Source organism: Longimicrobium sp. (genome assembly GCA_036389135.1).
GTDB lineage: Bacteria > Gemmatimonadota > Gemmatimonadetes > Longimicrobiales > Longimicrobiaceae > Longimicrobium.
The window spans coordinates 1-24,980 of sequence record DASVQP010000081.1; the positions used below are offsets into that span (position 1 = coordinate 1).

Annotated in this window: 26 protein-coding genes; 7 read left to right on the forward strand and 19 right to left on the reverse strand. The window is 71.0% G+C overall.

Going from position 1 to position 24,980, the window contains the following annotated elements:
* Nucleotides 1-241: 241 nt before the first annotated feature.
* Both VF584_19010 and VF584_19015 read right to left on the reverse strand, forming a co-directional pair.
* A complete protein-coding gene (locus tag VF584_19010) occupies nt 242-1,384 on the reverse strand; it encodes a response regulator (GenBank protein HEX8212273.1) in 1,143 nt (380 codons plus the stop codon).
* Entirely contained in the window at nt 1,381-2,724 is a 1,344-nt protein-coding gene (locus tag VF584_19015; protein HEX8212274.1) for an HD domain-containing protein, read from the reverse strand. The genes VF584_19010 and VF584_19015 overlap by 4 nt, the downstream gene beginning before the upstream one ends.
* 121 nt (nt 2,725-2,845) lie before the next feature.
* Here VF584_19015 and VF584_19020 point away from each other — a divergent pair, with 121 nt between their 5' ends.
* Nucleotides 2,846-3,169 (forward strand): hypothetical protein, encoded by a 324-nt coding sequence (locus tag VF584_19020; protein ID HEX8212275.1) that lies wholly within the window; start codon nt 2,846-2,848, stop codon nt 3,167-3,169.
* Between the two features lie 184 nt (nt 3,170-3,353).
* On the opposite strand, the gene VF584_19025 is transcribed toward VF584_19020, so the two are convergent.
* Nucleotides 3,354-4,061, reverse strand: a complete 708-nt coding sequence (locus tag VF584_19025; protein ID HEX8212276.1) for a hypothetical protein — start codon at nt 4,059-4,061, stop codon at nt 3,354-3,356.
* A gap of 181 nt (nt 4,062-4,242) precedes the next feature.
* Here VF584_19025 and VF584_19030 point away from each other — a divergent pair, with 181 nt between their 5' ends.
* Nucleotides 4,243-4,977 (forward strand): uracil-DNA glycosylase, encoded by a 735-nt coding sequence (locus tag VF584_19030; protein HEX8212277.1) that lies wholly within the window; start codon nt 4,243-4,245, stop codon nt 4,975-4,977.
* Nucleotides 4,978-5,035: 58 nt separating this feature from the next.
* Nucleotides 5,036-5,791, forward strand: a complete 756-nt coding sequence (locus tag VF584_19035) for a TonB family protein (GenBank protein ID HEX8212278.1) — start codon at nt 5,036-5,038, stop codon at nt 5,789-5,791.
* 186 nt (nt 5,792-5,977) lie between these two features.
* Here the strand turns inward: VF584_19035 and VF584_19040 are convergent, their stop codons facing one another.
* From VF584_19040 to VF584_19070, 7 genes are all read right to left on the reverse strand, one after another.
* The gene (locus tag VF584_19040) at nt 5,978-6,475 is read right to left on the reverse strand and encodes a GNAT family N-acetyltransferase (protein ID HEX8212279.1); all 498 of its coding nucleotides are present in this window, start codon (nt 6,473-6,475) and stop codon (nt 5,978-5,980) included.
* Nucleotides 6,468-7,028 carry an RsmD family RNA methyltransferase gene (locus VF584_19045; GenBank protein HEX8212280.1) on the reverse strand — a complete coding sequence of 187 codons (561 nt, stop codon included), beginning with the start codon at nt 7,026-7,028 and terminating at the stop codon, nt 6,468-6,470. The genes VF584_19040 and VF584_19045 overlap by 8 nt, the downstream gene beginning before the upstream one ends.
* Nucleotides 7,029-7,161: 133 nt before the next feature.
* Entirely contained in the window at nt 7,162-7,509 is a 348-nt protein-coding gene (locus VF584_19050) for an ArsC/Spx/MgsR family protein (protein ID HEX8212281.1), read from the reverse strand.
* Complete coding sequence (locus tag VF584_19055) at nt 7,509-8,810, reverse strand: DUF4105 domain-containing protein (GenBank protein HEX8212282.1); 1,302 nt, start codon at nt 8,808-8,810, stop codon at nt 7,509-7,511. The genes VF584_19050 and VF584_19055 overlap by 1 nt, the downstream gene beginning before the upstream one ends.
* 147 nt (nt 8,811-8,957) lie before the next feature.
* Nucleotides 8,958-9,962 carry a PDZ domain-containing protein gene (locus tag VF584_19060; GenBank protein ID HEX8212283.1) on the reverse strand — a complete coding sequence of 335 codons (1,005 nt, stop codon included), beginning with the start codon at nt 9,960-9,962 and terminating at the stop codon, nt 8,958-8,960.
* 28 nt (nt 9,963-9,990) lie between these two features.
* Nucleotides 9,991-10,818 (reverse strand): hypothetical protein, encoded by an 828-nt coding sequence (locus tag VF584_19065; protein ID HEX8212284.1) that lies wholly within the window; start codon nt 10,816-10,818, stop codon nt 9,991-9,993.
* Entirely contained in the window at nt 10,806-11,366 is a 561-nt protein-coding gene (locus tag VF584_19070; GenBank protein ID HEX8212285.1) for an RNA polymerase sigma factor, read from the reverse strand. Before VF584_19070 ends, VF584_19065 begins: the two co-directional genes overlap by 13 nt.
* Before the next feature lie 265 nt (nt 11,367-11,631).
* Here VF584_19070 and VF584_19075 point away from each other — a divergent pair, with 265 nt between their 5' ends.
* From VF584_19075 to VF584_19085, 3 genes are read left to right on the forward strand one after another with little or no spacing between them, the layout of a single operon-like run.
* Nucleotides 11,632-12,234, forward strand: coding sequence for a hypothetical protein (locus VF584_19075; protein HEX8212286.1), 603 nt, complete (start codon nt 11,632-11,634; stop codon nt 12,232-12,234).
* Between the two features lie 26 nt (nt 12,235-12,260).
* Nucleotides 12,261-12,848 carry a sigma-70 family RNA polymerase sigma factor gene (locus VF584_19080; GenBank protein ID HEX8212287.1) on the forward strand — a complete coding sequence of 196 codons (588 nt, stop codon included), beginning with the start codon at nt 12,261-12,263 and terminating at the stop codon, nt 12,846-12,848.
* Nucleotides 12,845-13,222 (forward strand): hypothetical protein, encoded by a 378-nt coding sequence (locus VF584_19085; GenBank protein ID HEX8212288.1) that lies wholly within the window; start codon nt 12,845-12,847, stop codon nt 13,220-13,222. Before VF584_19080 ends, VF584_19085 begins: the two co-directional genes overlap by 4 nt.
* A 51-nt stretch (nt 13,223-13,273) precedes the next feature.
* Here the strand turns inward: VF584_19085 and VF584_19090 are convergent, their stop codons facing one another.
* The gene (locus VF584_19090) at nt 13,274-14,239 is read right to left on the reverse strand and encodes a DMT family transporter (GenBank protein HEX8212289.1); all 966 of its coding nucleotides are present in this window, start codon (nt 14,237-14,239) and stop codon (nt 13,274-13,276) included.
* Between the two features lie 152 nt (nt 14,240-14,391).
* Between VF584_19090 and VF584_19095 the strand changes: the two genes are divergently transcribed.
* Nucleotides 14,392-14,772 carry a hypothetical protein gene (locus VF584_19095; protein ID HEX8212290.1) on the forward strand — a complete coding sequence of 127 codons (381 nt, stop codon included), beginning with the start codon at nt 14,392-14,394 and terminating at the stop codon, nt 14,770-14,772.
* A 303-nt stretch (nt 14,773-15,075) separates the two neighbouring features.
* On the opposite strand, the gene VF584_19100 is transcribed toward VF584_19095, so the two are convergent.
* From VF584_19100 to VF584_19135, 8 genes are all read right to left on the reverse strand, one after another.
* Nucleotides 15,076-16,401 (reverse strand): hypothetical protein, encoded by a 1,326-nt coding sequence (locus VF584_19100; GenBank protein HEX8212291.1) that lies wholly within the window; start codon nt 16,399-16,401, stop codon nt 15,076-15,078.
* 20 nt (nt 16,402-16,421) lie between these two features.
* Nucleotides 16,422-17,129: a cytochrome c gene (locus tag VF584_19105; protein ID HEX8212292.1), complete on the reverse strand. Its 708-nt coding sequence runs from the start codon at nt 17,127-17,129 to the stop codon at nt 16,422-16,424.
* A complete protein-coding gene (locus tag VF584_19110; protein HEX8212293.1) occupies nt 17,116-17,634 on the reverse strand; it encodes a DUF3341 domain-containing protein in 519 nt (172 codons plus the stop codon). Before VF584_19110 ends, VF584_19105 begins: the two co-directional genes overlap by 14 nt.
* Nucleotides 17,631-19,073 (reverse strand): NrfD/PsrC family molybdoenzyme membrane anchor subunit, encoded by a 1,443-nt coding sequence (gene nrfD / locus VF584_19115; GenBank protein HEX8212294.1) that lies wholly within the window; start codon nt 19,071-19,073, stop codon nt 17,631-17,633. Before nrfD ends, VF584_19110 begins: the two co-directional genes overlap by 4 nt.
* A 1-nt stretch (nt 19,074) precedes the next feature.
* Nucleotides 19,075-22,266: a molybdopterin dinucleotide binding domain-containing protein gene (locus VF584_19120; protein HEX8212295.1), complete on the reverse strand. Its 3,192-nt coding sequence runs from the start codon at nt 22,264-22,266 to the stop codon at nt 19,075-19,077.
* A 54-nt stretch (nt 22,267-22,320) separates the two neighbouring features.
* Nucleotides 22,321-23,007 (reverse strand): cytochrome c3 family protein, encoded by a 687-nt coding sequence (locus tag VF584_19125; protein ID HEX8212296.1) that lies wholly within the window; start codon nt 23,005-23,007, stop codon nt 22,321-22,323.
* Nucleotides 23,008-23,452: 445 nt separating this feature from the next.
* The gene (locus VF584_19130) at nt 23,453-23,896 is read right to left on the reverse strand and encodes a CoA-binding protein (protein ID HEX8212297.1); all 444 of its coding nucleotides are present in this window, start codon (nt 23,894-23,896) and stop codon (nt 23,453-23,455) included.
* A gap of 104 nt (nt 23,897-24,000) precedes the next feature.
* Nucleotides 24,001-24,978, reverse strand: a complete 978-nt coding sequence (locus VF584_19135; GenBank protein ID HEX8212298.1) for an MBL fold metallo-hydrolase — start codon at nt 24,976-24,978, stop codon at nt 24,001-24,003.
* Nucleotides 24,979-24,980 lie beyond the last annotated feature (2 nt).

Below are 24,980 nucleotides of genomic sequence, written 5' to 3' on the forward strand. Positions count from 1 at the left end.
CCGAGCCAGATAATCTGATGCATAGGGCTGGTCTCCTGTCCGAATGCGGCCTCGGCCGCATGTGGCTCTGATGCTCCTGCGTTCGCACGGGGATCATTAATCCACGTTGAACCAGGGGGCCAGCCCTTCCATTTATTCTACGAGATCCGTACGTAGGGCGATGATCGAAGCGGGGCGGAGGGTGGGCGCGATGAATCGCGCCCCTACCGGGTCTGCGTGACCCACACGGCAGTTCTCCCCCTCACTCGCCCTGCGCCCCCGCAGGCGGGGGAGGGGGCCGGGGGGAGGGGGCGGTCGTAACCGGCAGCCGCAGCGAGAACGTCGTCCCCTCGGCCCCGCTCGCTACCGAGATCTCGCCGCCGTGCTCCTGGACGATGCGGCGGCTGATGGGGAGGCCGAGGCCCGTGCCCTCTTCGGCGGTCTTGGTGGTGAAGAACGGCTCCCAGATGTGGGGGAGCGAGTCGGCGGGGATCGGGGGGCCGTCGTTGAAGAAGTCGACCACCACCGCCTCCTCCTCCAGCTCGGCGGAGATGCGCAGGGTGCGGCCGCCGTCACGCAGCGCCTGCTCCGCGTTGATGAGGAGGTTCAGGAAGACCTGCTGGAGCTGCCCCGCGTCGCCGAATACCGGCAGGGCCACGTCCGGAAGCTCCAGCGACGCACGGACGCCGCCGGTGACCAGGTGCCGCTCGCGCAGGGCGTAGGTGGAGCGCAGCACGCTCCCCACGTCCACCATCCCCCGCTCGCGCGGCCGGCGGCGCACGAAGCCCAGCACGTCGCCCACGATGCGCCGGCAGCGGTCGACCGCGTCCAGGATCTCGCGGAGGCCGGCGGCGCTCGCCTCGTCGGGCGCGCGGCGGAGGAGGAGCTGCGTGTGCGCGTTGATGACCGCCAGCGGGTTGTTCAGGTCGTGCGCCACGCCCCCCGCCAGCAGCCCCAGCGTGGAGAGCTTGTCGCGCTCGCGGAGGTGGTCCTCCATTCGCACGTGATCCTCCGCCAGACGGCGGACGCGCAGGTGCGCCGCGATGCGCGCGCGGATCTCGGCGCCGCGGAAGGGCTTCGTCACGTAGTCGTTGGCGCCCGCGTCGAAGGCGGCGTAGACGCTCTCCGGGTCCGTGCGCGCCGTCACCATCAGGATGGGAAGCTGCAGCGCGTCCCAGCGCGTGCGCACGTGGTGGCAGAGCTGCAGGCCGCTCATCCCCGGGAGCATCCAGTCGAGGAGGATCAGGTCCGGCCTCCCGTCCTCGTCCAGCGAGCGCAGGGCGGCCGGGCCGTCCTCCGCCACGTCCGCCTGGTAGCCCACCTGGCGAAGGAGCGCGCGCAGGACGTGCCCGGCGGCGGGGTCGTCCTCCACGATGAGGATGCGGCCCTGCCCGTTCTCCGTCACAGGAGGGCCTCCGGCTGGGCCAGACGCTCGCGCAGCGCGGCGGCATCGAGCGACAGGAGGGGGAGGATCGACTTCTCAGACACCGTGCGCCGCTCCGTGGTGAAGATGCGGAAGGCGCGCGCCGTGTAGTACAGCTCGTCCGCCACGCGGGGAAGGTCGATCAGGCCGGAGCGCCCCTCGTCTTCCAGGCGCTGCACGGCGCCGTCGCGGCGCAGGAGGAGGAGCTCCAGCCCGAGCATGCGCGGCTTTTCGGGATAGTCAACGAACACGCCGCCGTCCGCGATCTCCAGCTCCTCGGCCAGCCTCAGCTCCAGCGCGTGTCGGAGGGCGCCGTCGTCGTACAGCCACTCCTCGGCGGGGAGTCCGCGGAGCGCCTCGCCCGGGAGCTCCAGCGCCCGCTTGGGGAGGCGCCGCTCGCGCACACCGGGGATCCAGCGCTCGGCCACACGCCGCGCGGCCGGGTTGTCCGAGACGCCGGCGCGCACCTCCAGCAGCGCCAGGAGCCGCTCGTCGCTCTGCCCCACCAGCTCGTCGGGACGCACCACACCGCCATCGACCGCGTCCTGCACCAGCCGCTTGTACAGCGCCGTGGCCGCGCGCACGGCGTGGTGCCAGTACACGTTGCGGAACATCTGGTACTTGGCGAAGAGGAGCGATTCCAGCGCCGAGAGCCCCTTCTCGTGGATGCCGATCTGGAGCTTCCCCGTCTCCGGATCGCGCAGGAGCGTCAGGGCGTGCAGGAGGCGGTCGACGTCCACCTCGCCGTACGGCACGCCGGTGAAGCGCGCGTCGCGGCGCAGGTACTCGAGCTTGTCCAGGTCCAGCGAGCCGCTGACGAGCCCCTGCAGCGGCGACGGCGACAGGTCACGGACGAGCGCCTCGATGCGGGCCGGCGCATCCGGCGCCAGCGCCTCCAGCGCCTCGCGGATGCGCGGCGCGGCCAGGAAGCGCGCGGTGAGCGCCTCGTGGTGGCCGGGAACGCGCCCCTCGTCCAGCTCCTCCAGCGCGTGCGAGAAGGGGTAGTGGCCGATGTCGTGGAGTAGCCCGGCGAAGGGGACGAGGGTGCAGTCGACCGGGTCCACCTCGCGCAGCTCGCCGCGCTCGCCCAGAATGGCCAGCGCCCAGCGCGACAGGTGGTACACACCCAGCGCGTGGTCGAAGCGGGTGTGGTTGGCGCCGGGGTAGACGAGGTACGCCAGGCCGAGCTGGCGGATGTAGCGGAGACGCTGGAACTCCGGCGCATCGATGATCCGCAGCGCCGTGGGGTCCACGCGGATGGTGTTCCACATCGGGTCGCGGACGACCTCGAACTCGTGGGGCGAATGGACGTAGGATGGCATGGGGTGCGAGTGTACCCCGCCAGCCGCCGCGGTGTCAAGCAGCCGTGCCCGCGCCGTGGCCCGACACTTGAAAAAGGACGCTCTCAGCCTTCATCCACTCACACGGACAGACCGGGACCGAATGCCGTACCGACGCTTCGTGGACTCGCAGGGGAAGCGCTGGAGGGTGTGGGACGTCGTTCCCACGCCGGTGGACCGCCGCGTGGCCGTCCGGCGGCTGCGCGAGATCAGGATATTCCACAACGACCGGCGGATGATCCCCACGCGGCGGCACGACCTCAACCGGGCGCGGCTCTACTTTCCGCCCTCGGAAACGGGCTGGCTCTGCTTCGAATCCGACGAGGCCAAGCGCCGCCTGCGCCCCATCCCCGCCGGCTGGGCCCACGACAGCGACGTCTCGCTCGAAGAGCTCTGCGTGCGCGCGGAGCCGGACACCGGGGGGTGAATCACGGGCATTGCGGGTAAACGCGGGGGGCGAACGCCGGGCGCCGAAAACCGGGGGATGAATCCCCCGGCTGGAACCACGGGAAGGCGGCTGAAGCCGGCTCGAGAAACGCGGCATCGGACCCGGAGTCCGCGGAGGCGGACTTTGTGCTCTTGTTGCAGCGAGTTCACTCGCCCGGCCACTCCTATCCGTACCGCCGGTTGAAGTCGTCGGTAACCTGGCGGAGGATGCGCTCCACCTGGTCGGGGGCGGTGGGGAAGAAGACGGTGTCGGAGAGGGAGTTGAGGGCGGAGCGCACGTCGCGGAAGCGGTCCGCCACGCCCAGGAAGACGTCGCCCACGCCGTGGCGGAGGGCGAGGTCGCTGGCCGCGGCGGCGCGGAAGCCGGCGGCGCCCATCGCGTCGTAGTAGGCGATCCCCGGTGCGCCGCGGCGCTGCACGCGGTGCGTGATGTACTCCGGAAAGACCCCCGCCAGCCAGAGCGCGAAGTTCCCCAGGTGCACCCGCAGCAGGAACTCGCGCTCGCCGTGCGCCTGCTCCAGCGCCGCCACGATGTCCGCCAGGTAGTAGAACGACTCCCCCCCGCCCTCCACCCGGTGCGCCTTCCCCGCCGTGCCGAACTCCAGCAGCAGCGCCGCCGTGTAGTCCGCCATCTGCCGGTCCACGATCTCGCGCTGGAGGAGGGCGTGGCGGGCCAGGATGTAGAAGAAGAGCGGCGCCGGCGCCGGGCTCAGACGACCGCGCTGCACCAGCGCGCGCAGCACCAGGGGATCGTCCATCAGCGCGTCCATTCCCTGGTCGCGAAGGCGCTCCTCGCCCCCCGGCCCCACCAGCGACAGCAGCAGCTCCGCCTCACGCCTTCCGAACGACGCCCTCACGTTGGGTTTGATCATGGCGCTCCTCCGTTGGGATGGGTCTCCCTCGTTCTACCACGCGCCGCCCCCGCCGGGTTCCACGCGTGGAAACAGGCGTCCTGCAAACGCGAGGCTGCAACCGGAATGCCGCGCGTGCCGGGTCCCTGCCTTGCATCCGCGCCGCTGACGCCGAAACGTACCCCGCACCCGGAGCCCCCGGATGGAGCTGGACCGCATCCCCCCGTCGTGGCGGCGCGCGCTGGCCGCCGAGGTGGAGCAGCCGTACTTCGCCGAGCTGCGCCGCTTCGTGGAAGAGGAGCGCCGCACGCAGACCGTCTTCCCCCCCGCGGACGAAGTCTTCTCGCAGCTGGAGCTTACGCCGTACGACCGGGTCAAGGTGCTGATCCTGGGCCAGGACCCGTACCACGGGCCGCGTCAGGCGCACGGGCTCGCGTTCTCGGTGCGGCCCGGCGTGCGTCCGCCGCCGTCGCTGGCCAACATCTTCAAGGAACTCCACGACGACCGCGGGTGTCCCATCCCAAAGCACGGCTACCTGGCGAGCTGGGCCGAGCAGGGCGTCCTCCTGCTGAACGCGGTGCTCACGGTGCGGCGCCGCGAGCCCAACTCGCACAAGAACCGCGGATGGGAGCGCTTCACCGACGCCATCATCCGTGCTGTCAACGAGCGCGACAACACCGTTGCATTCGTGCTGTGGGGCGCGTACGCTGGCAAGAAGGAGGAGCTGATCGACAGCTCGCAGCACGCCGTCATCCGCTCCGTGCACCCGTCGCCCTACTCGGCAGATAAGGGGTTCTTTGGGAGCAAGCCATTCTCGCAGGTGAACGAGGCGCTGGAGCGGAGCGGGCAGGAGCCGGTCGACTGGTGCCTGCCGGAGACGGTGGAGGAAGGGGAGGCGGAGTCGTGTCAGAAATGGCGGGGCAGGTCCGTTCGATAGGTGAGGCACCGGCGAACGGGCCGAGCATCACCCGCCACGCAACAGCAGGAGGAGCATCATGTTCCGAGTCCTGACCCGCAAGCGCAAGCGCCGGCTCTCTTCGCCGCGCATCGTCGCCCTCTCCGTGGGCGCGCACCTCCTCCTGCTCGTGTGCGTCATCGCCAGCTCGACCGCTGCGATCGCCACGACGGGAACCGAAGACCAGGTGATCGACGAGTGGGACATCGCCAAGCCGGCGCCTCCGCCCCCCGCGCCGGTTGAGCCGCAGCAGCCGGATAGTCCGCCGCCGCCCACGCCCGGCGAGACGGTGCAGATGCCGGCGCCCACGACGGTTCCGGCCGGGATTACGGACCCCGACCCGAAAGAGCAGCCGGTTCGCGAGCAGGACGTCACGGGGATTGGACCCGTCGGCGACGTAATCGGGCCGCCGCCTGCCACGACCACCCCAACGACGGGCAACACCGAGCCCACCACGGCGCCGCCGTCCGAGAAATACGTCTACACCTCGGACATGGTCGAAGCGACGCCGGAGCTGGCGAATGGCGGCGAGGTGTCGCGCCTCTTCGAACGGTTCTATCCGCGCATGCTCGCGGACCAGGGCGTCGCGGGCCGCGTGATGCTGGAGTTGATCGTGGATGCGGACGGGCGCGTGCGGCCCGGAAGTGTGCGCGTCGTATCCGCCACCAACTCACAGTTCTCGGACGCGACCCTGCGCATCGTGGAGCGCTTCCGCTTCCGCCCCGCCCGCGTCGGCGAGCAAGCCGTCCCGGTGATGGTGACCATCCCGATCGATTGGAAGCCCGAGCAGAGCTGACGGGTGCTTCCCGGCAATACGAAGCGGGTCCGGCGCACGGCGCCGGACCCGCTTTCTGTCTCAGATTCAGAATAACAAAAAACGGGGGAATGCCACGGCTCGCGAGACCACTTTAGTGGTCTTCCCGTCGTTCCAGCCGGGGGCTTCAGCCCCCGGTGCTCCGGTCCCCGTAGCGCACGCCAACCATCACCCCCCCGTCACCTCCGCCATATCCGCGAGCTGCTCCGCCGTCAGCCGGTACGTGTACCACTCGCGCATGTGGCGCGCGCCGAGGCCTTCGTAGAACTCGATGGCGAGCTCGTTCCAGTCGAGCACCACCCACTCCATCCGCCCGCACCCGCGAACCAGCGCCTCCCCCGCGAGGAAGCGAAAGAACGCCTTGCCGATCCCGTGGCGCCGCGCGTCGGGAAGGACGAACAGGTCCTCCAGGTAGAGCGTAGGGAGCGCCAGGAACGACGAGTACGTCTCGCAGGTGATGGCGTACGCGAGCGCTTCGCCGGCGGGCGACTCGGCCAGGTACACCTGGATGCGGTTCGGGGGCGGCCCGAAGGCGTCATGCACCAAACGCTCGCGGGCGTCTGGGCGGGGGCGGTCGAGCTTCTCGTAGTCGGCCAGGGCGTCCACCAGCGCCAGCCACCGCTCCGCATCGTCGTGGGTGGCGGGACGCAGAATGAAATCAGCCACGGTCCTCCTCCTCCTCCGCGCGGCGCAGGTCGGCCAGGCGGGCGCGGTAGATGGTGACCATGGTGTCTTCGAAGAAGTGCTCCTCTCCGCCCTCGGGAAGGAGGTGCTTGATGGAGTGCTCCAGCGTGAGGATAGCGGCGAAGGGCTTCGCCATCCAACTCTCCAGGAGCCGGTCCAGCATGCGGCTCTCGTACGGCGGATCGGCGAAGGCGATGTCGTAGCGGGCGATGGGGAGCGCCGCCGCGAAGGGGAGCGCGTCCTTTTTGAATATCCTTGTCTTTTCGCGCACGTGCAGCGCGGCGACGTTGGCCTTGAGCGCGTGCAGCGATGCGGGGCGCGTCTCCACGAAGTCGGCCGAGCGGGCCCCGCGCGACATCGCCTCCAGCCCCAGCGCGCCCGTTCCCGCAAAGAGGTCCAGCACGCGGGCGCCGGGGAAGTCCGGCTCCAGCAGCCGCAGCCAGGCATCGCGCACGTGCTCGGCGGTGGGCCGCACGCGCCGGTCCGCGGGCGAGGTCAGGTGCCGCCCCGCCCACTTCCCCGCCACGATCCTCATTCGGCCACCTCTTCGACGTCCCAGCGCGGGGCGGACATCGAAAGAATCTCACACAGAGACACAGAGACACAGAGGAAAGGCACGGAGTTCTCTCTGTGGCTCTGTGTCTCTGTGTGAGCCCTGTTGTTGTCTTTCATGTCGTCGTCCACTCCCGCCATTGCGGCTCGTTCCAACCGACGGCGAGGAGGTTGCCGGCGCGCAGGAGGGGGGTGACGAGGAGCGCGGGCTCGTCCTCGAGGAGCGGGAGGATGCGCGCCTCGGCGAGGTGCGCCGCGTGCAGGCCGCGCTCCCGGAAGCGCTTCGACTCGCGATCCAGCAGCGCGTCGGGGCCGAACTTCTGGGCGAAGCGCTTCAGCTCGCCGGCGGATGCGGCGCGCTCCTTCAGGTCCACGAAGTGGGTGCGGATGCGGCGCTCCTTGAAGAATCGGAGCGCCTTGCGCGTCTCGGCGCACCCTTTGGTGCCAAAGATCTGGACTTCCATCAGGCGGTTGCGGTGGCGCGGCGGCTTGCGGCGACGGGCGCGACGGCGCGCGCGGTGAGGTCGGCGGCCATGCGGCGGGCAGACCACGCCAGCGCCAGGTTCACCGGCAGGGCCAGCGCGATGATCCACCCGTTCGCCTGGTCAATCCCGGGAAGGATCTGCAGCACGAAGCCGAGCACCGAGAGCCCCGCCACCGCCGCGGAGAGCAGCCAGGCCGGCCGCGCCGCCCACCTCGCGCCGTACGCCAGCACCGGCAGCAGCAGGACGAGCGGCAGCGCCAGCGGCGAGAGCTGCAGGATGTTCTCGTTGCGGTACGCGATCCCGTGGTCGGTCAGCGACCAGAGTCCGGCCAGGATCCACCCGCCCGTCCCGGCGAAGAGGAGCCAGAGCCCCGCCACAGCCGCGAATCCGAAGCGCGCCCCCCGCCCGTTCGACGCGCGTGCCGCCAGGAAAGCCAGAAGCCCGCCCAGCACCAACCCCGCGGCCAGGTAGCCGGGAAGCCAGTTGGGCGTCGATGTCGATGGGGCCGGGCGGGTGGAGCGGACCACCTGCATCTCCTCGCGCACCAGCGGCACCATGCGGCCGGCGGCGTCCGGCACCCGCAGCTCGGCCAGGCGGTCGTGCAGCGCGCCGGGGAGGAACATCTCCTCCCAGCGCGAGATCGGCCGGTCCGCCGCGGGGCCCAGGCCGCCCATCAGAGCCGTGAAGATGGGCACGTCCGCGGTGCCGGCGGCGGTCAGGCGCTCGGTGTGCTCGCGGTAGGTGGTGCCGGCGGAAACGCGCTCCGTGGCCGCCTTCAGCCGCCCGCCCAGCACGCGGTCGATGGCGTCGCGCACGCGGGTGGAGCAGTTGTCCCGGTAGTAGTCGTAGCGGTAGAAGCGGTTCTGCGGGAGCTCGTTCACGGCCAGCAGCCGCGCGAGCTCGGTCGCCTGGGCGGGCGTGAGGTTGAGCTCCTGCACCGCCACCGTCCGGTTGTACGACGCGTAGTGCCGCATGGTGGCGCCGGCGTCGAACGCCGCCACCCAGTACTCCATCCGTCCCTGGATGAAGTTCTTGATGAAGTTCTCCTGCGCGAAGTCGAACATCCCGTAGTTGTACGCCAGGTCCTCACCGGTGCGCGGGTCGTGCACCCAGATGGCGTTGTGCCCGAAGCGCTCCCACACCAGGTCGCCGGGGCCCATCGTCATCACGTAGATCCGCGGCACCGTGTCGGGCGCCTGCGCGGCGGCCGGGACGGCGATACACAGTGTGGCAAAGAGGACCAGCGCGCACCGCAGGAGCGGGCGGACGGTGTGCTGCATCACGAGGCGCATGCAAAGGGAACGCAACGGGTTGACTGGCAAAGTAACGCGATTCCCCCCGCCTTCGCCACGCCCGGCGAGGGCGTCAAAGAGAAGCGGGGTCCCCCCGGATGCCGGAGGGACCCCGCTGTACCGCGCCGGAGGCGGTCAGTTCCGCTGGCGCTCCTCTACCCCCCGAATGCGCACCCGCTCGCGCCGCTCGGTCTCGCTGCGGTCGCCGCTCCACTCCACGTCCAGCTGGCGGCGCTGGCCCTGGCGCACCACCTCCAGCCGCACGCTGCCCTCCTGGGCGCCGAAGGCACGGCGCAGGTCGGCCACCGAGCCCACCGTGCGGCCCCCAGCGCGTACGATGACGTCTCCGCCCTGCAGCCCCGCGCGCGCGGCCGGGGTGGAGCGCGACACCTGCAGCACCAGCACGCCGTCGTCCACTCGGAAGTAGCGGGCCAGCTCCGGGTTCAGCTCCGAGAGCTCGGCGCCGGCCACGGCGCGCCGCCCCACGTCCAGGAAGAAGGGGAGCGTCCGGGCGACCTCGACCTCACGCCCCAGCTCCCGCCCCAGCGCGCGCCCCATGCGGTCCATCGAGCGCAGGTTCACCACCACGCTGTCGCCACGGCGCCCGTCGGGACGGTCGAAGCTGTAGACGACGACGCTGTCGCCGTGCCGCGTGCGCACCCGTTCGCGCAGCTTGCCCATCCGCCGGCCCAGGCTGTCCAGGCGCGTGCGCAGCGAGTCCACGCGGAAGGTCACCCGGTCTTCGCCATTGTGGATGGTGACCTCGCCGGGAAGGGTGCGGGCGATCACCTCGCGGCGCGCGGCGGCGATCACGCGGCGCTCCTCCTCCGCGCGGCCGCGGCGGATGCGCAGCCGCACCGTGTCGCCCACCTCCAGCTCCTCGCGCAGGCGCTCGATGGTGCGCTCGGTGGCGGGGGCGCCGTTCACCCGCACCACGACGTCGCCCGTGCGCAGCCCGGCGCGCTCGGCGGCGGAGCGTGCCACCACCTCGGCGATGCGGGCCTCGCGGGCACCGGTGCTGTCCCAGTCGAACGCCACGCCCATCCACCCGCGCGGCGCATCGCCGCGCTGGGCGGCGAGGGCGGCGGGAGCCATCAGCATTGCCGCCAGCAGCGGCATCCATCCCTTGATCAGGCGCATCTCTCGGTCTCTTTCGGTTGACTCGGTTTCAGTACCACGCGCTCTGCGACGCGCGGTCGATCTGCCGCCGGAGAGCATCGCGCTCGTCCAGCACCGCCAGGTGGTATCCGTTCAGCACGGGGTCGCCGGGGGCCCGCTCCAGCGCGCGGCCGGTGGTCTCCACCAGCGTGTTCAGGGCCGAGAGGCGGGTCTCGGGATCGGCGCCGCTGGCCGGGTCCGCGATCTCGGCGTACTTGCGCAGCGCGGCGACGTACGCGGCCTCCGCCTCGTCCAGCTCCCGCGCCGCCGCCTTCGCCTCGGGCGTCAGGGCCGGGGCACGGCGCCTCGGGGTGACGGGCGGCGCATCCCCCCCGCGCGCCGACACCAGCCGCGCCACCGGCGGCTCGGCCGCGCGCACGGCGGCATCCTGATCCACCGGTGCATCCACCACCCGGGACTCCGCGCTCGCCGGGGGAAGCTGCACCACCCCCAGCACCCGCCCCTCACCCTTGGACGGCTGCACCGGCGCCTGCGCCACACGGTCCGTCGTCCCGGGCCGCAGCAGCGACAGCCCCGCCGCGGCCCCCGTGGCGAAGAGCAGGAGCGCCGCCGCGATCCTGAGCAGCGGCTGCCAGGTGCGGAAGGCGCGCGCCGGCGCCGGGCGCATCAACCCCTCCTCGGCCAGCGCCGCCTCCAGGGCACGCCAGGCGCCGGGCCTCGGCTCCGGGTCCGCGAGCTCGGCCAAGGCGGCGGTCTGCGCGCGCATGGCGTCACGCTCGCGGCGGCAGACCAGGCAGTCGCGCAGGTGCTCGGCCTCGGCCGGCTCGGGCGCTTCGTCCACCAGGCGGGCCAGTTCTTCCAGCGTCAGGTGCTGCATGCCTCCACTCCTTCCGCGGGGACGAGGGACGAGGGGCTCAGCAGCAACCTCATCCTTGCCCGCGCCTTGAAAAGCTGGCTCTTGCAGGTGCCGGGGTTCACCCCCAGCATCTCCGCGATCTCTTCGTGCGTGTACCCTTCCACGTCGTGCAGCACCAGCACGCGCCGCATCCCTTCCGGGAGCTTCTCCATCGCCCGCTCCAGCTTCAGCCGAAGGACGGCGTTCTCCCCCTGCGGCCTCACAGAGGCGGACTGTTCTTCGAGCGGCGCCTCTCGCCCGCTGCGCCGCTCCCTGGACCTGCGCCCGTGGAGGGCGCTGTTCACCGCGATCCGGTGGAGCCAGGTGGTGAACGCCGAGTCGCCCCGAAAGGTCGGGAGGGCGCGGATGGCGCGCAGCCAGGCGTCCTGCGCCCAGTCCTCGGCGAGCGTGTCGTCGCCGGCCAGGCGGCGCACGACCGCGTACACGCGGCGTGCATGGCGCTGGTAGAGCGCCCGCACCGCCCCGCCGTCGCCCCGCTTTGCTTGCTCGATCAGCTCCAGGTCTTCCATGATCCGTTCACGGGTCCACAGCATAGGATGCCGGGTTCCGCGGAAGGGTTGCCGGGGTGCCCAAAGAAGAAAACCATCACACAGAGAACACGGAGGGAACTACAAGGCGCAGAGGAAACCCTTTTCTGTTCTTGCTGTACCCTCTGTGGCTCTGTGTGAGGGTGGTTGTTCTTTCCCAACGTTTCGCCGCTCCGGGTGGTATTATCGTGCAGCACGGCTCGGGCGCCAGTCGTCCGCACGATTCCGCACACTACGGTACACGACAATGAAGAGCTACGTTCGATACATGGTCGCGCTTGGGCTGCTGGCCGCCGCCCCGGCAGCCGCGCAGCAGAACGGCCGCCCGGGCGCCGACTCGGTCCGCGGCGGGCGCTGGGAGCAGGGTGGAAGGCAGCACCGCCCCGCGTTCCAGGGACTCCTCGCCTACCGCCAGGAGCTGCAGCTGACGGACGCGCAGGTGACGCGGCTGCAGGAGATCGGCCGCAGGCTGGAGGAGCGCAACCGGCCCCTCCGCGCGCAGCTCGCGGCGCACCACGAGCAGTTCAAGGCGCAGCGCCGCGCGCAGATGGAGCGGCTGACCCCCGAGCAGCGCCGCGACACCCTGCGCCGCCTGCGCGACGAGGGCCACCGCCGCGAGGTCCCGCAGGCGATGCGCGCCCCCATGGATCAGATGCGCGCCAACATCCGCGCGGCGATGGAGGAGGCCCAGGGGGTGCTGAACGCGCAGCAAAAGGAGCGCGCGCGCCAGCTGATGCAGGAGGCGCGGCGTAAGCGCGGCGACCGCGTGCAGGGCCAGGACGGTCGCCGCCGGCGCGGCGGCCGGTCCGGCGAGGGGCAGCAGGGCGGCACCGGCAGCTCGCGTCCGTGATCCGCGCGGGCGCGGCGAGACCCGCCGTGGCCTTCCCAATCGCCACCGGCGCGGCACCCGCCGCACCGGACGGCGAGGCGGAGCTGGTCGAGCGCGTCCGCCAGGGCGACGGGCGCGCCTTCGACACCCTCGTCACGCGCTACATGCACCGCGCGTTCTCGGTGGCGTTCCGCGTGCTGGGGCAGAAGGAAGACGCCGAGGACCTGGTGCAGGACACCTTCATGGTCGTCCTGCAGCGCATCGACAGCTTCGAGCCGGGGCGGGCATTCGCGCCCTGGTTCTTTCGAATCCTGGTGAACCGCGGGCTCAACGCCCGCAAGGCACGCGCACTCCGCACGGTCGACGAGATCCCGGAGACGGCATCGTCGTCCGGCCCATCGCCCGAGCGCGAGGCGGAGCGCGCGGAGCTTCGCGAGCGCCTCGCCGCCGCCCTGGCCACGCTTCCGCAGCGCCAGAAGCTCGTGGTGGAGCTGTTCGAGCTGGAAGGGTTCAGCGGACCGGAGATCGCGCAGATCATGGAGATATCGGACGGCACCGTGCGCTGGCACCTGCACGAGGCCCGCAAGGCGCTGCGCCAGGCGCTGGCGCCCTACGAACGGAGCAGAGAAGAATGAACACCGAGCCTATTCGCGACCCGGAGCTGGCGGCGCTCCTGCGCTCCGCCACCCCCCAGCCCCCCATGGACGACGTGGACTGGGAGCACCTCCGCGGCGTCGCCAACAGCCGCGCGGAGCTTCCGCTGGCGCGCCTGCGCACCCCGGCACGCCGACCGCGAGTGCGCGCGTGGCTGCCGCTGGGCGCCGCCGCCGGCATCGCCGCATCGCTGGTCTTCGCGCTGCGCCCCGCCCCCGTTCCCGGCCCCCTGCCGGCGGAGGAGCGCCGCATCGTCGACGCCATCGTCGCCGAGTCGCTCCCGACGAACGTGGACCAGCTGCTCTCGGGCGCGGCCGCCGAAGGTATGCTGCTGGCGGCGGTGGTGGGAAGCTGATGGGAAGGGATGGGGGATGAAGGGATGGGGGATGAGGACAGCGACGCTCCCTCATCCCCCATCCCTCATCCCCAATCCCTGCAGTTCACGTTGCGCCTCCACCCCCTCCGCCGCCCTCCGGCCACGGGCCAGCACCACGGTGCTCGCCAGCACCAGCCCGGCGCCGGCCAGGATCCAGGCATCCAGCCGCTCTCCAAAGAAAGCGACTCCCCACACCGCCGCGAACACCACCTGCAGATACGCCACCGCCGTCGCGCGGCCCGCGGGCTCCAGCTGAAGGCCGCGCGTCATGTTGACCTGCGCGATCTGCGTGGCGATCCCGATCCCGGCCAGCACCAGCCACTCCAGCGGCGTGGGCCACACCCACTGCGGCAGGGCGAAGGGGAGCGTGGCGGGAACGGTCACCAGGGGGAAGTAGAAGACGATCACCAGCGGGTGCTCGCCCTTGATGCGGCGAATGGTGACGTACGCCAGCGCGCTGCACATCGCCCCGGCCAGCGCGATCAGCGCCGCGTGCGGGCTCACCACCGATGCGGCGCCGCCCAGCAGCGCGGCGGGGCGCACCACAAGCACCACCCCGGCCAGGCTCGCCGCCACGCACGCCACCTCCCGCCGCCCCATCCGCTCCCCCAGCAGCCACGCCGCCAGTACCGCGGTGAAGACGGGGTTGGTGTACTGGATGAGGTTCGCCTCCGCGAGCGGGAGGTGCACCAGCGAGGTGTAGAAGAAGGAGAGCGCCGCGAACCCAAAGATCCCGCGCAGCACCAGCAGCCCGCGCCGTTCCCGCGCGCCCCACGGCGAAATGCCGGCGCGCATGACCATGGCGATGCTCAGCACCAGCGTTATCACCCCGCGCACCAGCACGATCTCCTGGCTGGGGAGGTTCCTCCCGGCCGTCTTCACCAGCACCGCCATCACCGAAAACCAGAAGGCCCCCAGCGCCATGTGCCGGACGCCGGAGGCCGCCGTTGGGGCGGGAAGGATCGATGCGCCCTCAGGCGCGGGCTGGGTGGACATGCGTACCGCGTGCGAGACAACCTCTTCGAGCCCCGAAGATAATCCCCGCCTCCCCATCCGTCACCCCCCGCGCGAGCTTGTGAGCCTTTCGCGGCGGGGCTACTTTTTCGCGCTTCGCTCTTGAAATACTCCTGCCGCACGACGGAACAGCAGTGAATCCTGAACCGCTTCGGGCTCCGGCCCTTTCCAACCGCCTGGGCACCTCCCGCACGCGCGACGAGGGTGGCTTCATCATCCTGGGCGCGATCGTCCTGGTCCTGGTGCTCCTGGTCGTGGGCGTCTCGCTGGGCAAGGTGCTCCGCGTGCAGTACCCCGACTCGTACGTGGAGCAGCGCGCCGAACGCCAGTGGGTCGTAGCCGACACCGACCTGCAGCTCGGCGGCCGCCCCGTTGCCCGGCTGCGGCGCGGCGAGCCCGTGTGGGCCACCCGCCTCGAGAACGGCGACATCGCCATCTCGTCGGACGCAAGAGGCCAGAAGGTGGTCGGGTTCGTGGGGGCGTACGCGCTTTCGAACGTGGCGCCGGGGCGGTAGGGGCCCCCACCCCCGCTCGTCGCCTCGCGGCCCCTCCCCCAATAACTACCTGGGGGAGGGGCGTACGCCGAGATCTCCGCAGCGCGCGCCCGTAGGGGCGCGATTCATCCCGCCTGTGTCCGAAACCGCACCGCCGCTCGCCTTTCGGACCGCGCCAGAAGCCGCGAGACCGCTTCAGCGGTCTTCCCGTGGTTCCAGCCGGGGGCTTCAGCCCCCGGTGCTCCGGCGCCGCCCCCCCCACGCAGACCGGTCCCGCGGCACTGGGCCGCGGGACCGGTTTTCACATCCACCCGAAAGATCCGATCAGGCGTGGGCCGCGTGGCCTTCGCCGGGGATCTCCATGAATCCCGTATCCACCGCCGCGAGCGTCGCCGGCGAGGGGAGCACCGGGAAGGTGCGCAGGAACCAGGTGTAGCAGAAGAGCCACAGCGCCCCGAACCCAAGCGCGATCCCGATCTCCGGCAGGCCGAGCGGGAGCTGCTCTACGTGGCCGGACTCGTAGAGCGACGGAACCGTGAGGAGAAAGCGCTCCAGCCAGTGCCCAACCAGGATCACCACCGCAAACGTCGCGAGCACGGCGGGGGTCTTCTTGGGCGGGCGCGTGAGGAGGCCCAGGAAGGGCGCCACGAAGATGCACCCCACCGCGATACGCACCAGCGTGCCGAACGGCTCGTGGAAGCGCTGGACGAACCACTCCTGCTCGTGCGGGAGGCCGCCGTACCAGATCACCACGTACTGCGACCAGTTGATGTACATCCAGAACACGGCGAAGGCGAAGATCAGCTTGCCCAGGTCGTGGAACTGGTTCTTGGTGATGAACTCGTCCACCCCGATCCGCTTGCGGAAGACGACGACCATCAGCGCCGTCATCGCCATGCCGGCGTGGAAGCCGTCGATGAAGAAGATCACCGGGAACATGGTGCTGAACCAGTGCGGCAGCATCGACATCCCCAGGTCGATCCCCAGCATTCCCCAGATGATGGCGTACCCGAAGGCGAGGAACACCGCCACCTTGGTCATCGTCTCGCGCGAGCGCACGGCTTCCTCGGGGACGCCGCGGAAGTTGCGCGTGAGGCGGTCGTACCAGCGGCGCTGCCCGTCCGTCTGCGCGGCGCCGTACACGTCCGGGCGCAGCGCCAGCATGGCGAAGTAGATCGCCAGGCCGTACAGGATGGCAAGCCCCAGGTAGTCGCGGATGATCATGAACGGGAGGTTCAGGTACCCGCTCTTCGCCTCCAGCACGTGGTCGCCCGGCGCCGCGTGGATCCAGTGGTGGTACAGGTGGTCGGCGCCCAGCCAGTCCACCGCAAAGAGCACGAAGCTCACCGGGAGGAAGGCCACCCCCGCCAGGGCGAAGCGGCGCAGCGACCACGACCAGCGCGCGTTGGTCAGGTGCAGGGCGACGGTGAGCATCACCATCCCCATGCTCATCCCCGACCAGAAGATCCAGTTGAAGTGGAACGCCTGCGCGAACCGCTCCGCGCCCTCGTGGCCGCCCGTCAGCGTCATCACCGCCGCGGCCACGCCCAGGAGGAGCGCCACCGCGATCCCGCCCATCAGCGCCCCCGAAGCCTTGGGGAGGGTGCGGAAGGGGATGCGCGTGGGCATCGAGCTCGAATGTCCGGCCATCAGTCAGTATCCTTGCGGGGTCAGCGCGGGCCCTGCGGCTGAGCCGCGGGGGCCGGAGCGTTCAGCGGAGCGGCGGAGTCGCGCGCCGATGCGGGGAGCTGCCCCTGCACCTGGGCCGGGGGCGGAGCAGCCACCGCGCCGCCGGGGTTGGGCTGCGCCGTGCCCGTGGCGCCCGCGCGGCGCTGAAGCGCGCGCACGTACTCCACCACCGCCCAGCGGTCCATGTGCGTGATGCGCTCGCCGTACGGCGGCATCAGCCCGCGTCCCGCCTCCACGATGGCGTAGATGTAGCCGTCCGAGCGGGCCACCGCCGTGCCGCCGTTCACCGGCGGCGCAAAGGGGAACTTGCCGCCCCCCACCACCGGGCCGTCGCCGGCGCCGGTGGCACCGTGGCAGACGGTGCAGTTGCGGGTGTAGACCAGCTCGCCGCGAACCAGCACGTCGTTGCGCGTGGTGCCCGCGAACGGGTTGCGCAGCGTGGGCGCCACCGAGTCCAGCTGGCTGTTCAGGTACGGCGCCGGGATGTCGCCGTTGGGGCTGGACACGGGCACCGAGCCGGGGGCCGGGTTGCGCGGGTCCTCCTGGTACTCCGGAATCACGGAGCGGCGCATGGTGGCGACCTGCGGCACGGCGTCGTACGCCTTGTCCACGTCGTACATCGCCCAGTCCGTGCACCCGGCCAGCGCCAGCACCAGCGCGCCGAACGCCGCCGTCTTAACGTTGCTCAACGAGCACCTCCTGGGATCCGGCCTCGGTAAAGATGGCCTGGACCTGATCGTAGCGGTCCTTGGGGACGTGCGCGAACACGCCGAAGTTCCCCGCCGTGAACGACGGGTGGTAGAGCGGCGCCTCCGGAGGGCCGATGTGCGGCAGCCGCGCCAGCAGAAAGAGCCCAGCCACCGTGGAGAGCGCCCCCAGCAGGATCGTGACCTCGAACATGATCACCGAGAAGGCGGGGAGCGCGATGATCTCCTTGCCGCCCACGATCAGCGCCCAGTCCACCGAGGTCCAGGTGGCCAGCGCCGTCCCCGCCGCGGTGCCGGTGAAGGCGCCCGTCAGCGTGAAGAGCCTCACCGGCGACTCCTGCGTCCCCAGCGCTTCCTCGATCTCGTGGCGCGGCGTGGGCGAGTAGGTGGTCACCTCGTACCCCTCGTGCCGCAGCCTGCGGATGGCGTCGCACGCCGCGTCCAGGTGGGGGAAGACCCCCAGGACGCCCGTCTTCAGCTTGCTCATCGGCGTTCTTCCAGTCCCGAGTACCCGGTGGGCAGCGGCGTGGCGTTGCCCAGCTCTTCCGTGTGGTTCACCTGCGGCGCGTGGTCGCCCGCGTGCGGATTGCGCATCGGCGGCGGCAGCACCTCCTTGATCTCCGCGATGGAGAGCCCCGGCAGGTAGCGCAGGAAGAGGAGGAACCACATGAAGAACCACCCGAAGCTCCCCAGGAGGATGAACGCCTCCACCCAGGTGAGGTGGTAGTTCATGAACTTCCACGGCTCGTAGCTGTGCGCCAGCGACGGCACGATGATCACGAAGCGCTCCCACCACATCCCGATGTTCACGAAGATCGAGATGAGGAAGAGGGAGTTCTGGCTGGCCCGGATCTTCTTCATCCAGATCAGCTGCGGGATGATGGCGTTGAAGGTGATCATCGACCACCCCGCCCACCAGTAGTCACCCGTCACGCGGTCGTAGAAGACGTCGCGCTCGAACAGCTCGCCACTGTAGTACGCCATGAAGTACTCCATCCCGTACGCGTACCCCACGATGCACGAGGTAAGCAGGAGGAGCTTCGAAAGCCGGTCGTAGTGCAGCGGGGTGAAGAACTTCTCCAGGCGGAAGATGCGCCCCACCGGCACCATCAGCGTGATCACCATCGCCACGCCGGAAAGGATGGCGCCCGCCACGAAGTACGGGGCGAAGATGGTGGTGTGCCACCCCGGCACGATGGATACGGCGAAGTCCCACGACACCACCGAGTGCACCGAGAGCACCAGCGGCGTGGCCAGCGCGGCCAGGAAGAGGTACGCGCGGGTGAAGTGGCGCCACTCGCGGTCCGTCCCCCGCCACCCCATCGCCAGCAGGGTGTAGACCTTCTTGCGCGTCGGGTTGGTGGCGGAGTCGCGTGCGGCCGCGATGTCCGGGATCAGCCCGATGAAGAAGAAGACCGACGACACCGTGAGGTACGTGGTGACGGCGAACACGTCCCACAGCAGCGGCGACCGGAAGTTGGGCCACAGCTGCCGCTGGCTGGGAAGCGGCAGCAGCCAGTAGAAGAACCAGGGGCGCCCGATGTGGATGATCGGGAAGAGCGCCGCGGTGAGCACCGCGAACACCGTCATCGCCTCCGCGAAGCGGTAGACGGACTGCCGCCACGCCGCGCGGAAGAGGTACAGGATGGCGGAGATCAGCGTTCCCGCGTGGCCGATGCCCACCCAGAACACGAAGGTGGTGATGTACACGCCCCACCCCACCGGGTTGGTGAGGCCGCTCATCCCCAGGCCGTACCAGATGTTGTGGAGCTCGGCGATCACCATCATCCCGACCATCGTCACCGCCATCCCCAGGAGGGCCAGGTAGCCCTTCCCGGGAGGCGTGAGCATCCGGTCGGCGGTGACGTTGACCTCCTCGTACCCCGTGACTTCAGGGTGGAAGACGGACCGTGTCACGGTTGCCATCTCAGTGCGCTCCCTGCGGCGCCGACGTCGCGCCGCCCTGCTGGGTGTGCTCGTCGCCCCCGAACGGCGCCGGCTTGTCTTGGTGGTAGCTGCCGTTGCTCGGCGGCTCCAGCGTCACCTTTTTGAGGTAGACGATGGCGGGCTTGGTGTTAAGCTCGCCCAGCGACCGGTAGCTGCGGTTGGTCTTGGCGATGCGGCTGACCGCGCTCTCCGGGTCCTGGTAGTTGCCGAAGGCGAACACCTCGGTGGGGCAGGCCTGCACGCAGGCGGGCACCACCTCGCCATCCTGGACGCGGCGGTTCTCCTGGTTGGCCTGCCGCTCCTTCTCGTGGATGCGCTGCACGCAAAAGGTGCACTTCTCCATCACGCCCTTCTCGCGCACCGTGACGTCCGGGTTGAGCTGCAGGTGCAGCGGCTCCGCGAACTCGTAGGTGAACCAGTTGAAGACGCGCACCTTCCAGGGGCAGTTGTTGGCGCAGTAGCGCGTGCCCACGCAGCGGTTGTACACCTGGCCGTTGAGCCCGTCCGGCGTGTGGTACGCCGCGTACACGGGGCACACCGGCTCGCACGGGGCGCTGCCGCAGTGCTGGCAGAGCATGGGAAGGAAGCGGGTGTCGTCCGTACCCGTGTCGCGGTACGCCTCGTCCTCTTCCTTGCCGTGGCCGAAGTAGCGCTCGATGCGCAGCCAGCTCAGGTCGCGCCCGCGCTTCTGCTCCTTGGGGCCCACCACGGGGACGTTGTTCTCCGCGTAGCAGGCGATGGTGCACGCCGCGCAGCCGATGCAGCGGTCCAGGTCGATGACCATCCCCCACCGCGTGTCGCCCTCGAAGTACTCGCCGTACTCGGTGCTGGGGGGCGGGTACGATGCCGGGTCGGTGGTGCGGCCCACGGGGCCGAAGCCGCCGGAGGTGCGCAGCTCCTCGATCACCTTCTCGGAGCCGGGGATGAACCCCTCGCCCTTGGCGTCCAGCGCCTTGAGCGCCTCCCACCCCACGGCCTGCGCCACGGCGCGGTCGTGCTGGATGCGGACGCCGTTCTCGAACAGCCCTTCCCAGCGGCCGAGGCTGCGGCCGGCCGGGGTCACGGTGACGCGCGTGGCCGGGGCCATGGCGCCCGTGGCCGGATCGATCTGGCCGCCCAGCAGGCGCATGGGGTTGACGCCGCGCCCCTCGTTGTAGCGGCCGGCGTTCCTCTGCCCCAGCCCCATCTGGATGGCGACGGTGTCGCGGCGCACGCCGGGCCACACGTACAGCGGCACCTCGAACGAGCCGTGCGGCGACTCCACCTTTACGACCGTCCCCTGCTCCAGGTTGGCGCGCGAGGCGGTCTCGGGGTGCATCTCGATCCACGAGTCCCAGGGCACCTTGGTGACCTGGTCCGGCAGCTCCAGCAGCCAGGGGCGGTTCCCCGTGCGGCCGTCGAAGAAGCGGATGGACGGGTACGCCACCAGGTGCAGCCCGTCCGCCGCGCCCTCCCACTGCACGGGACGGTACGCCACCGGGCCGGCGGGGGCGGCCGGTGCCGGTGCCGCGGCAACGGGCGCCGGAGCGGCCGCGGCGTCGGCGGCGGGCGCGGCGGGCTGCGCGGCCGGACCGGCGAGCGCGGGAGCGATCCCCACGCCCGCAGCGGCCTCACCACCCACGTTGGAGGCGGCGCGCCCGCCGGGGAGCGCGCGGTCGCCCGGCAGCGGCGTCACCACGCCCTGCACGGACGGGATGGCGGCGGAGGGGAGGCTTCCCCACGAGCCGCCCGTCTTGAGCGCGGCGCGCCAGGCGTCCACGGTCGGCGCGCGGCCGGCCCAGGCGGCGCGCAGGTAGTCGAAGTACGTCCCCACCGGGGTCGCGCCGCCCGCGGGGACGCCCAGGATGGAGGCGATCCCCAGCAGCACGTCGCCGGTCTGCTTGGTGTTGAACACCGGGCGCATCACCGGCTGCACCAGCTCGAACACCCCCGGACGCGCCACGTAGTCGTCCCACGCCTCCAGGAAGTGGTGGTCGGGAAGGACGTGCGTGGCCAGCGCCGACGTGTCGTTGGGGAAGGGCGAGAAGGAGACGACGGTCGGCACCTTTTTGAGCGCCGCCTCGAAGCCGAGCCCGCCCGGCAGCGTGTACGCCGGGTTGGAGTCGCCCGCGATCAGCAGCACCTTCACCCGCCCCGCGTTCATGTCGGCGATCAGCCGCTGCACCGGGCGCAGGTCGGAGGTGGCGGTCGGGGCCGCGGCGGGGCGGCCGTTGAGGCCGGCAACCGCCTGGCGCAGCGCCGTGGCGTTGGGGCCGCTGACGGCCGCGCCGGGGCCCATCGCCACCTTGCGGCGACCCTCGTTCCACCACTGCACGGCGCGCTGCAGCTTGGCGGGCTCGATGTCCGCCGCCTGCGCCACCTGCTGCACGTTGGCGCCGCCGGCCAGCGCCTGCGCCACCAGCACCTCGGTCCCCGGCTTGGCGGGGAGCCACAGGTCCGCGTTGATCCCGGTGAGGGGGCGGTGCGGCCCCACCCAGATGAACTTGCCGGCACGCTCCCGCCCCTTCCGGTAGCCGTGCATCTCCGCGTACTGGTACGCGTAGTCCACCGGCGAGCCCCACGTCTCCAGGAAGTCCGCGCCAAAGGAGACCAGCACGTCCGCGTCGCTGAACACCAGGTCGCGCGGGGCGTCTTCCAGCAGCGCCCACTCCACGCGGCGCCCGCCCACGGTGCGCGCGAAGTCGTCGGCCAGGCGGGTCATGGTGGGACCCATCGAGCCGGTGAGGAGCACGGTGCCGCCCGCGCCGCCGCGGCGGATTGCCTCGGCCACCTCGTTCTGCGCCACGGTCCAGTTCACGTCGCGCGGCTGGCCGCCCACGGTGAGCTCGCGCAGGAACGGGCCCTTGTGCCGGTCGGGGTGGTAGAGCCCCTGCACCGAAGCCTGCCCGCGCCCGCAGGTGTTGCCGCGGTTCACGGGGTGGTTGGGGTTTCCCTCCACCTTGGTGGCGCGCCCCTCGTGCGTCTCCACGTGCAGGCCGCACCCGGCCGGGCATTCGCGGCAGGTGGTGGTGTACCACGTGGGCACGCCCGGCACCACGTCCTCGGCGGGGCGCACCGACCCCAGGAGGTACTCCTGGTTCCCCGCGCCCGTGCCGCACCCGGCGACCGCCATCCCCGCGCCGGTGGCTCCCACCACCGTGAGGAAGTCGCGCCTCTTCATTCCATCAGCCATGCTGTCTCCTCGATCCCATCGCGCCGGCGTCGTGTCGCTTCCGGGGGTGCGCGCTCAATAGTGGCATACGGTGCAGTCCGTGGAGGCCCGCTGGTTGGGATACGTCGCGAGCTGGCCGCGCACGTCGTTCCCCTGCGCGCGGAGCGTGGCGACCTTGCGCACGAACGACGAGCGCTGGCGCACGGCGGCCTCTTCGGCGGCCGAGAGCGGCGTCTCGCCGCGGTGGCACGAGATGCACCACCCCATGCGCAGCGACGAGTACTGGTAGACTTTCTTCATGTTCTGCACGGGCCCGTGGCACGTCTGGCACTGGAGCCCGGCGTTGACGTGCACGTAGTGCGGGAAGTGCGCATGGTCAGGCACGTCGTGGATGCGCACCCAGGGGATCGCCTCGCCGCGCTTCCAGTAGTCCACCAGCTTGAGCGCCTCGCGGTTCCAGGTGCTGTCGCGCTGCTTAGTGGGGAAGGTGAGCGCCGCCTGCGCGGGCACCGCCCCCGCCGACGAGCTTCCCGCCACGTGGCACCCCACGCAGAGCTGCACGCTGGGGATGTTCGCCGCCGGCGACCGGTCCGCGTTGTAGTGGCAGTACATGCAGGGCATCTGGTTCTGCCCGGCGTGCACGCTGTGGTAGAACGCGATCGGCTGATCCGGCCCGTCGGCCTCGGTCGCCTTGTAGTCGCGGCACGATGCCACGCCCAGGGCGAGAAGCAGGGTTCCAGCGAAGGAGAGAGCTCTGTTCATGGTCTGCTTGCGGAGAACACCAGCCCGCACGGAGCGTGAGCCGGCGGGCTCGCCGGTTCGCGCGCGGTCGTCTGCACTCCCGAACGGGCCCCTCGCCCGCGGGGCACTTTTCGGAATGCACCCATATAGCATTCGTCGGCGCGCCCGGCAAGCACCCGCCGCCGCGCGCGGAGCCACCCTGACAGCGGCGTAGGGGAAAGCCCCACAACCCGGAAGCGCCGAGTCCTGAGTCCTAAGTGCAAGGGGCGGATACCGATGCCCCGTGCACCGCGCCCTTCCGCGAGAAGCGGCCCCTTGCGCGATTCAGCCCCGGCCCCGCGACGCCCGGTGTTACGGCAACGGCGGCCTCACACAGAGACACGGAGGGTACGGAAAGAACAACAGAGAGAAGGTCTCCGGGGCTTGCAGTTCCCCTCTGCGCCCTCTGTGTGATGGTTTTGCTGTTCTAACGCGCCGACCTGCGGTGCTCCACCATGGCGCAGCGGTCCTGCACCACGCGGATGCCGGCTTCGGCGAAGCGGCGGGCGGCTTCCTCGTTGCGGATGCCGCTCTGCATCCACACGGACTTGGGACGCGCGGCGAGGATGTCCTCCACGTGCGGGCCGACGTCCTGGGAGCGGCGAAAGACGTTCACCATGTCGATCTCGCCCGGCACCTCCGCCACCTTTCGGTACACGGGCTGCCCCAGGATCTCGGTGGCGTCCGCGTAGTAGACCGGCACCGGGACGATCTCCAGTCCGGCGCGCTGCAGGTACTCGGGGACGTAGTAGGCGGGCTGCCCCGACTGCGCCTCCGTCTTGATCCCCAGCACCGCGATGCGCCGCGTCTCGCGCCAGAGCTGCGCGATGTCGGCTGACGACTCCAGCAGGTTGCTGCGCCAGTCTTCCATGGGATCTCCTTGGTGTTCGGTCCGTTGGCCCTCTCCCCGCTCGTTCCTCGCCGGTCCCACAGATTCTGTAGGGGCGCGATTTATCGCGCCCGCCCCTCTCCCCGTCACCAACCCTGGCCGCCCACACCGCTGGCCCAATTCTCCCCCTCACGCACCACGCGGGCCGCGCGCTCCAGGTACGCCAGGTGCGCCAGCGTCTCGCGCAGGGCGTGCAGGCGCGTGTCCGCGGGAAGGTCGGGAAAGAGGAGGAGCGAGAGCTCGTAGGCGCTGCGGGGGCGATCCAGCAGCGCCAGCAGTTGATCGTTGCGCGCGTGGTGATGCGCGATGATGTCGCCCACGCGCGCCGCGAGCTCCGCGAACGGCTCTCCATGCGAGGGGAGGACGAGATCGACCGGCAGGTCGCGGAGGCGGGCGAGCGAGGCGAGGTACTCCGAGAGCGGATCGGGGACGTAGCGGTCCGCGCCGATGTTGGGGGAGATGCGCGGCAGGACGTGGTCGCCCGCGATCAGGATGCGCCGCTCGGGATGGTAGACGCTCACGTGCCCCGGCGAGTGCCCCGGCGTCAGCATCCACTCCCACCCGCCGCCACCGGGAAGCGCGCCGCGTTCGCCGGCCAGCAGGTCGTCCGGGCGGAAGTCCTCGTACTGCGCGTGGATGCGGCCGGTGGCGGCGATCAGCTCGGGGACCACCTCGGCCGGGACGCCGTGCGCGAGGAACTCCTCGGCGGCGCGTTCCCGTTCGGCCGGCCAGTCGTCCACGAAGGCGCGGATGAGGGCCTCCTCGCGCTCGTGCATGCACACGCGGGCGCCGCTCCAGGCGCGCACCGGACCCGCCAGCCCGTAGTGGTCGATGTGCGCGTGGGTGAGCACCACGTGGCGCAGCGTGGCCGGGGTTACGCCCAGCCGGTCGGCGCCGGCGCGCAGGGCGCCGCGGGCGGGCGGGGTGTCGATCCCGGTGTCCACCAGCGTGTGCCCCGCGTCGTCTTCCAGCAGCCAAGCCGCCACCTCGTGCGGCGGAAAGGGGAGCGGAACGGATACGCGGTGGACGCCGGGCGCCACCTGCAGCGGGGCGGCGGCCGGCACCG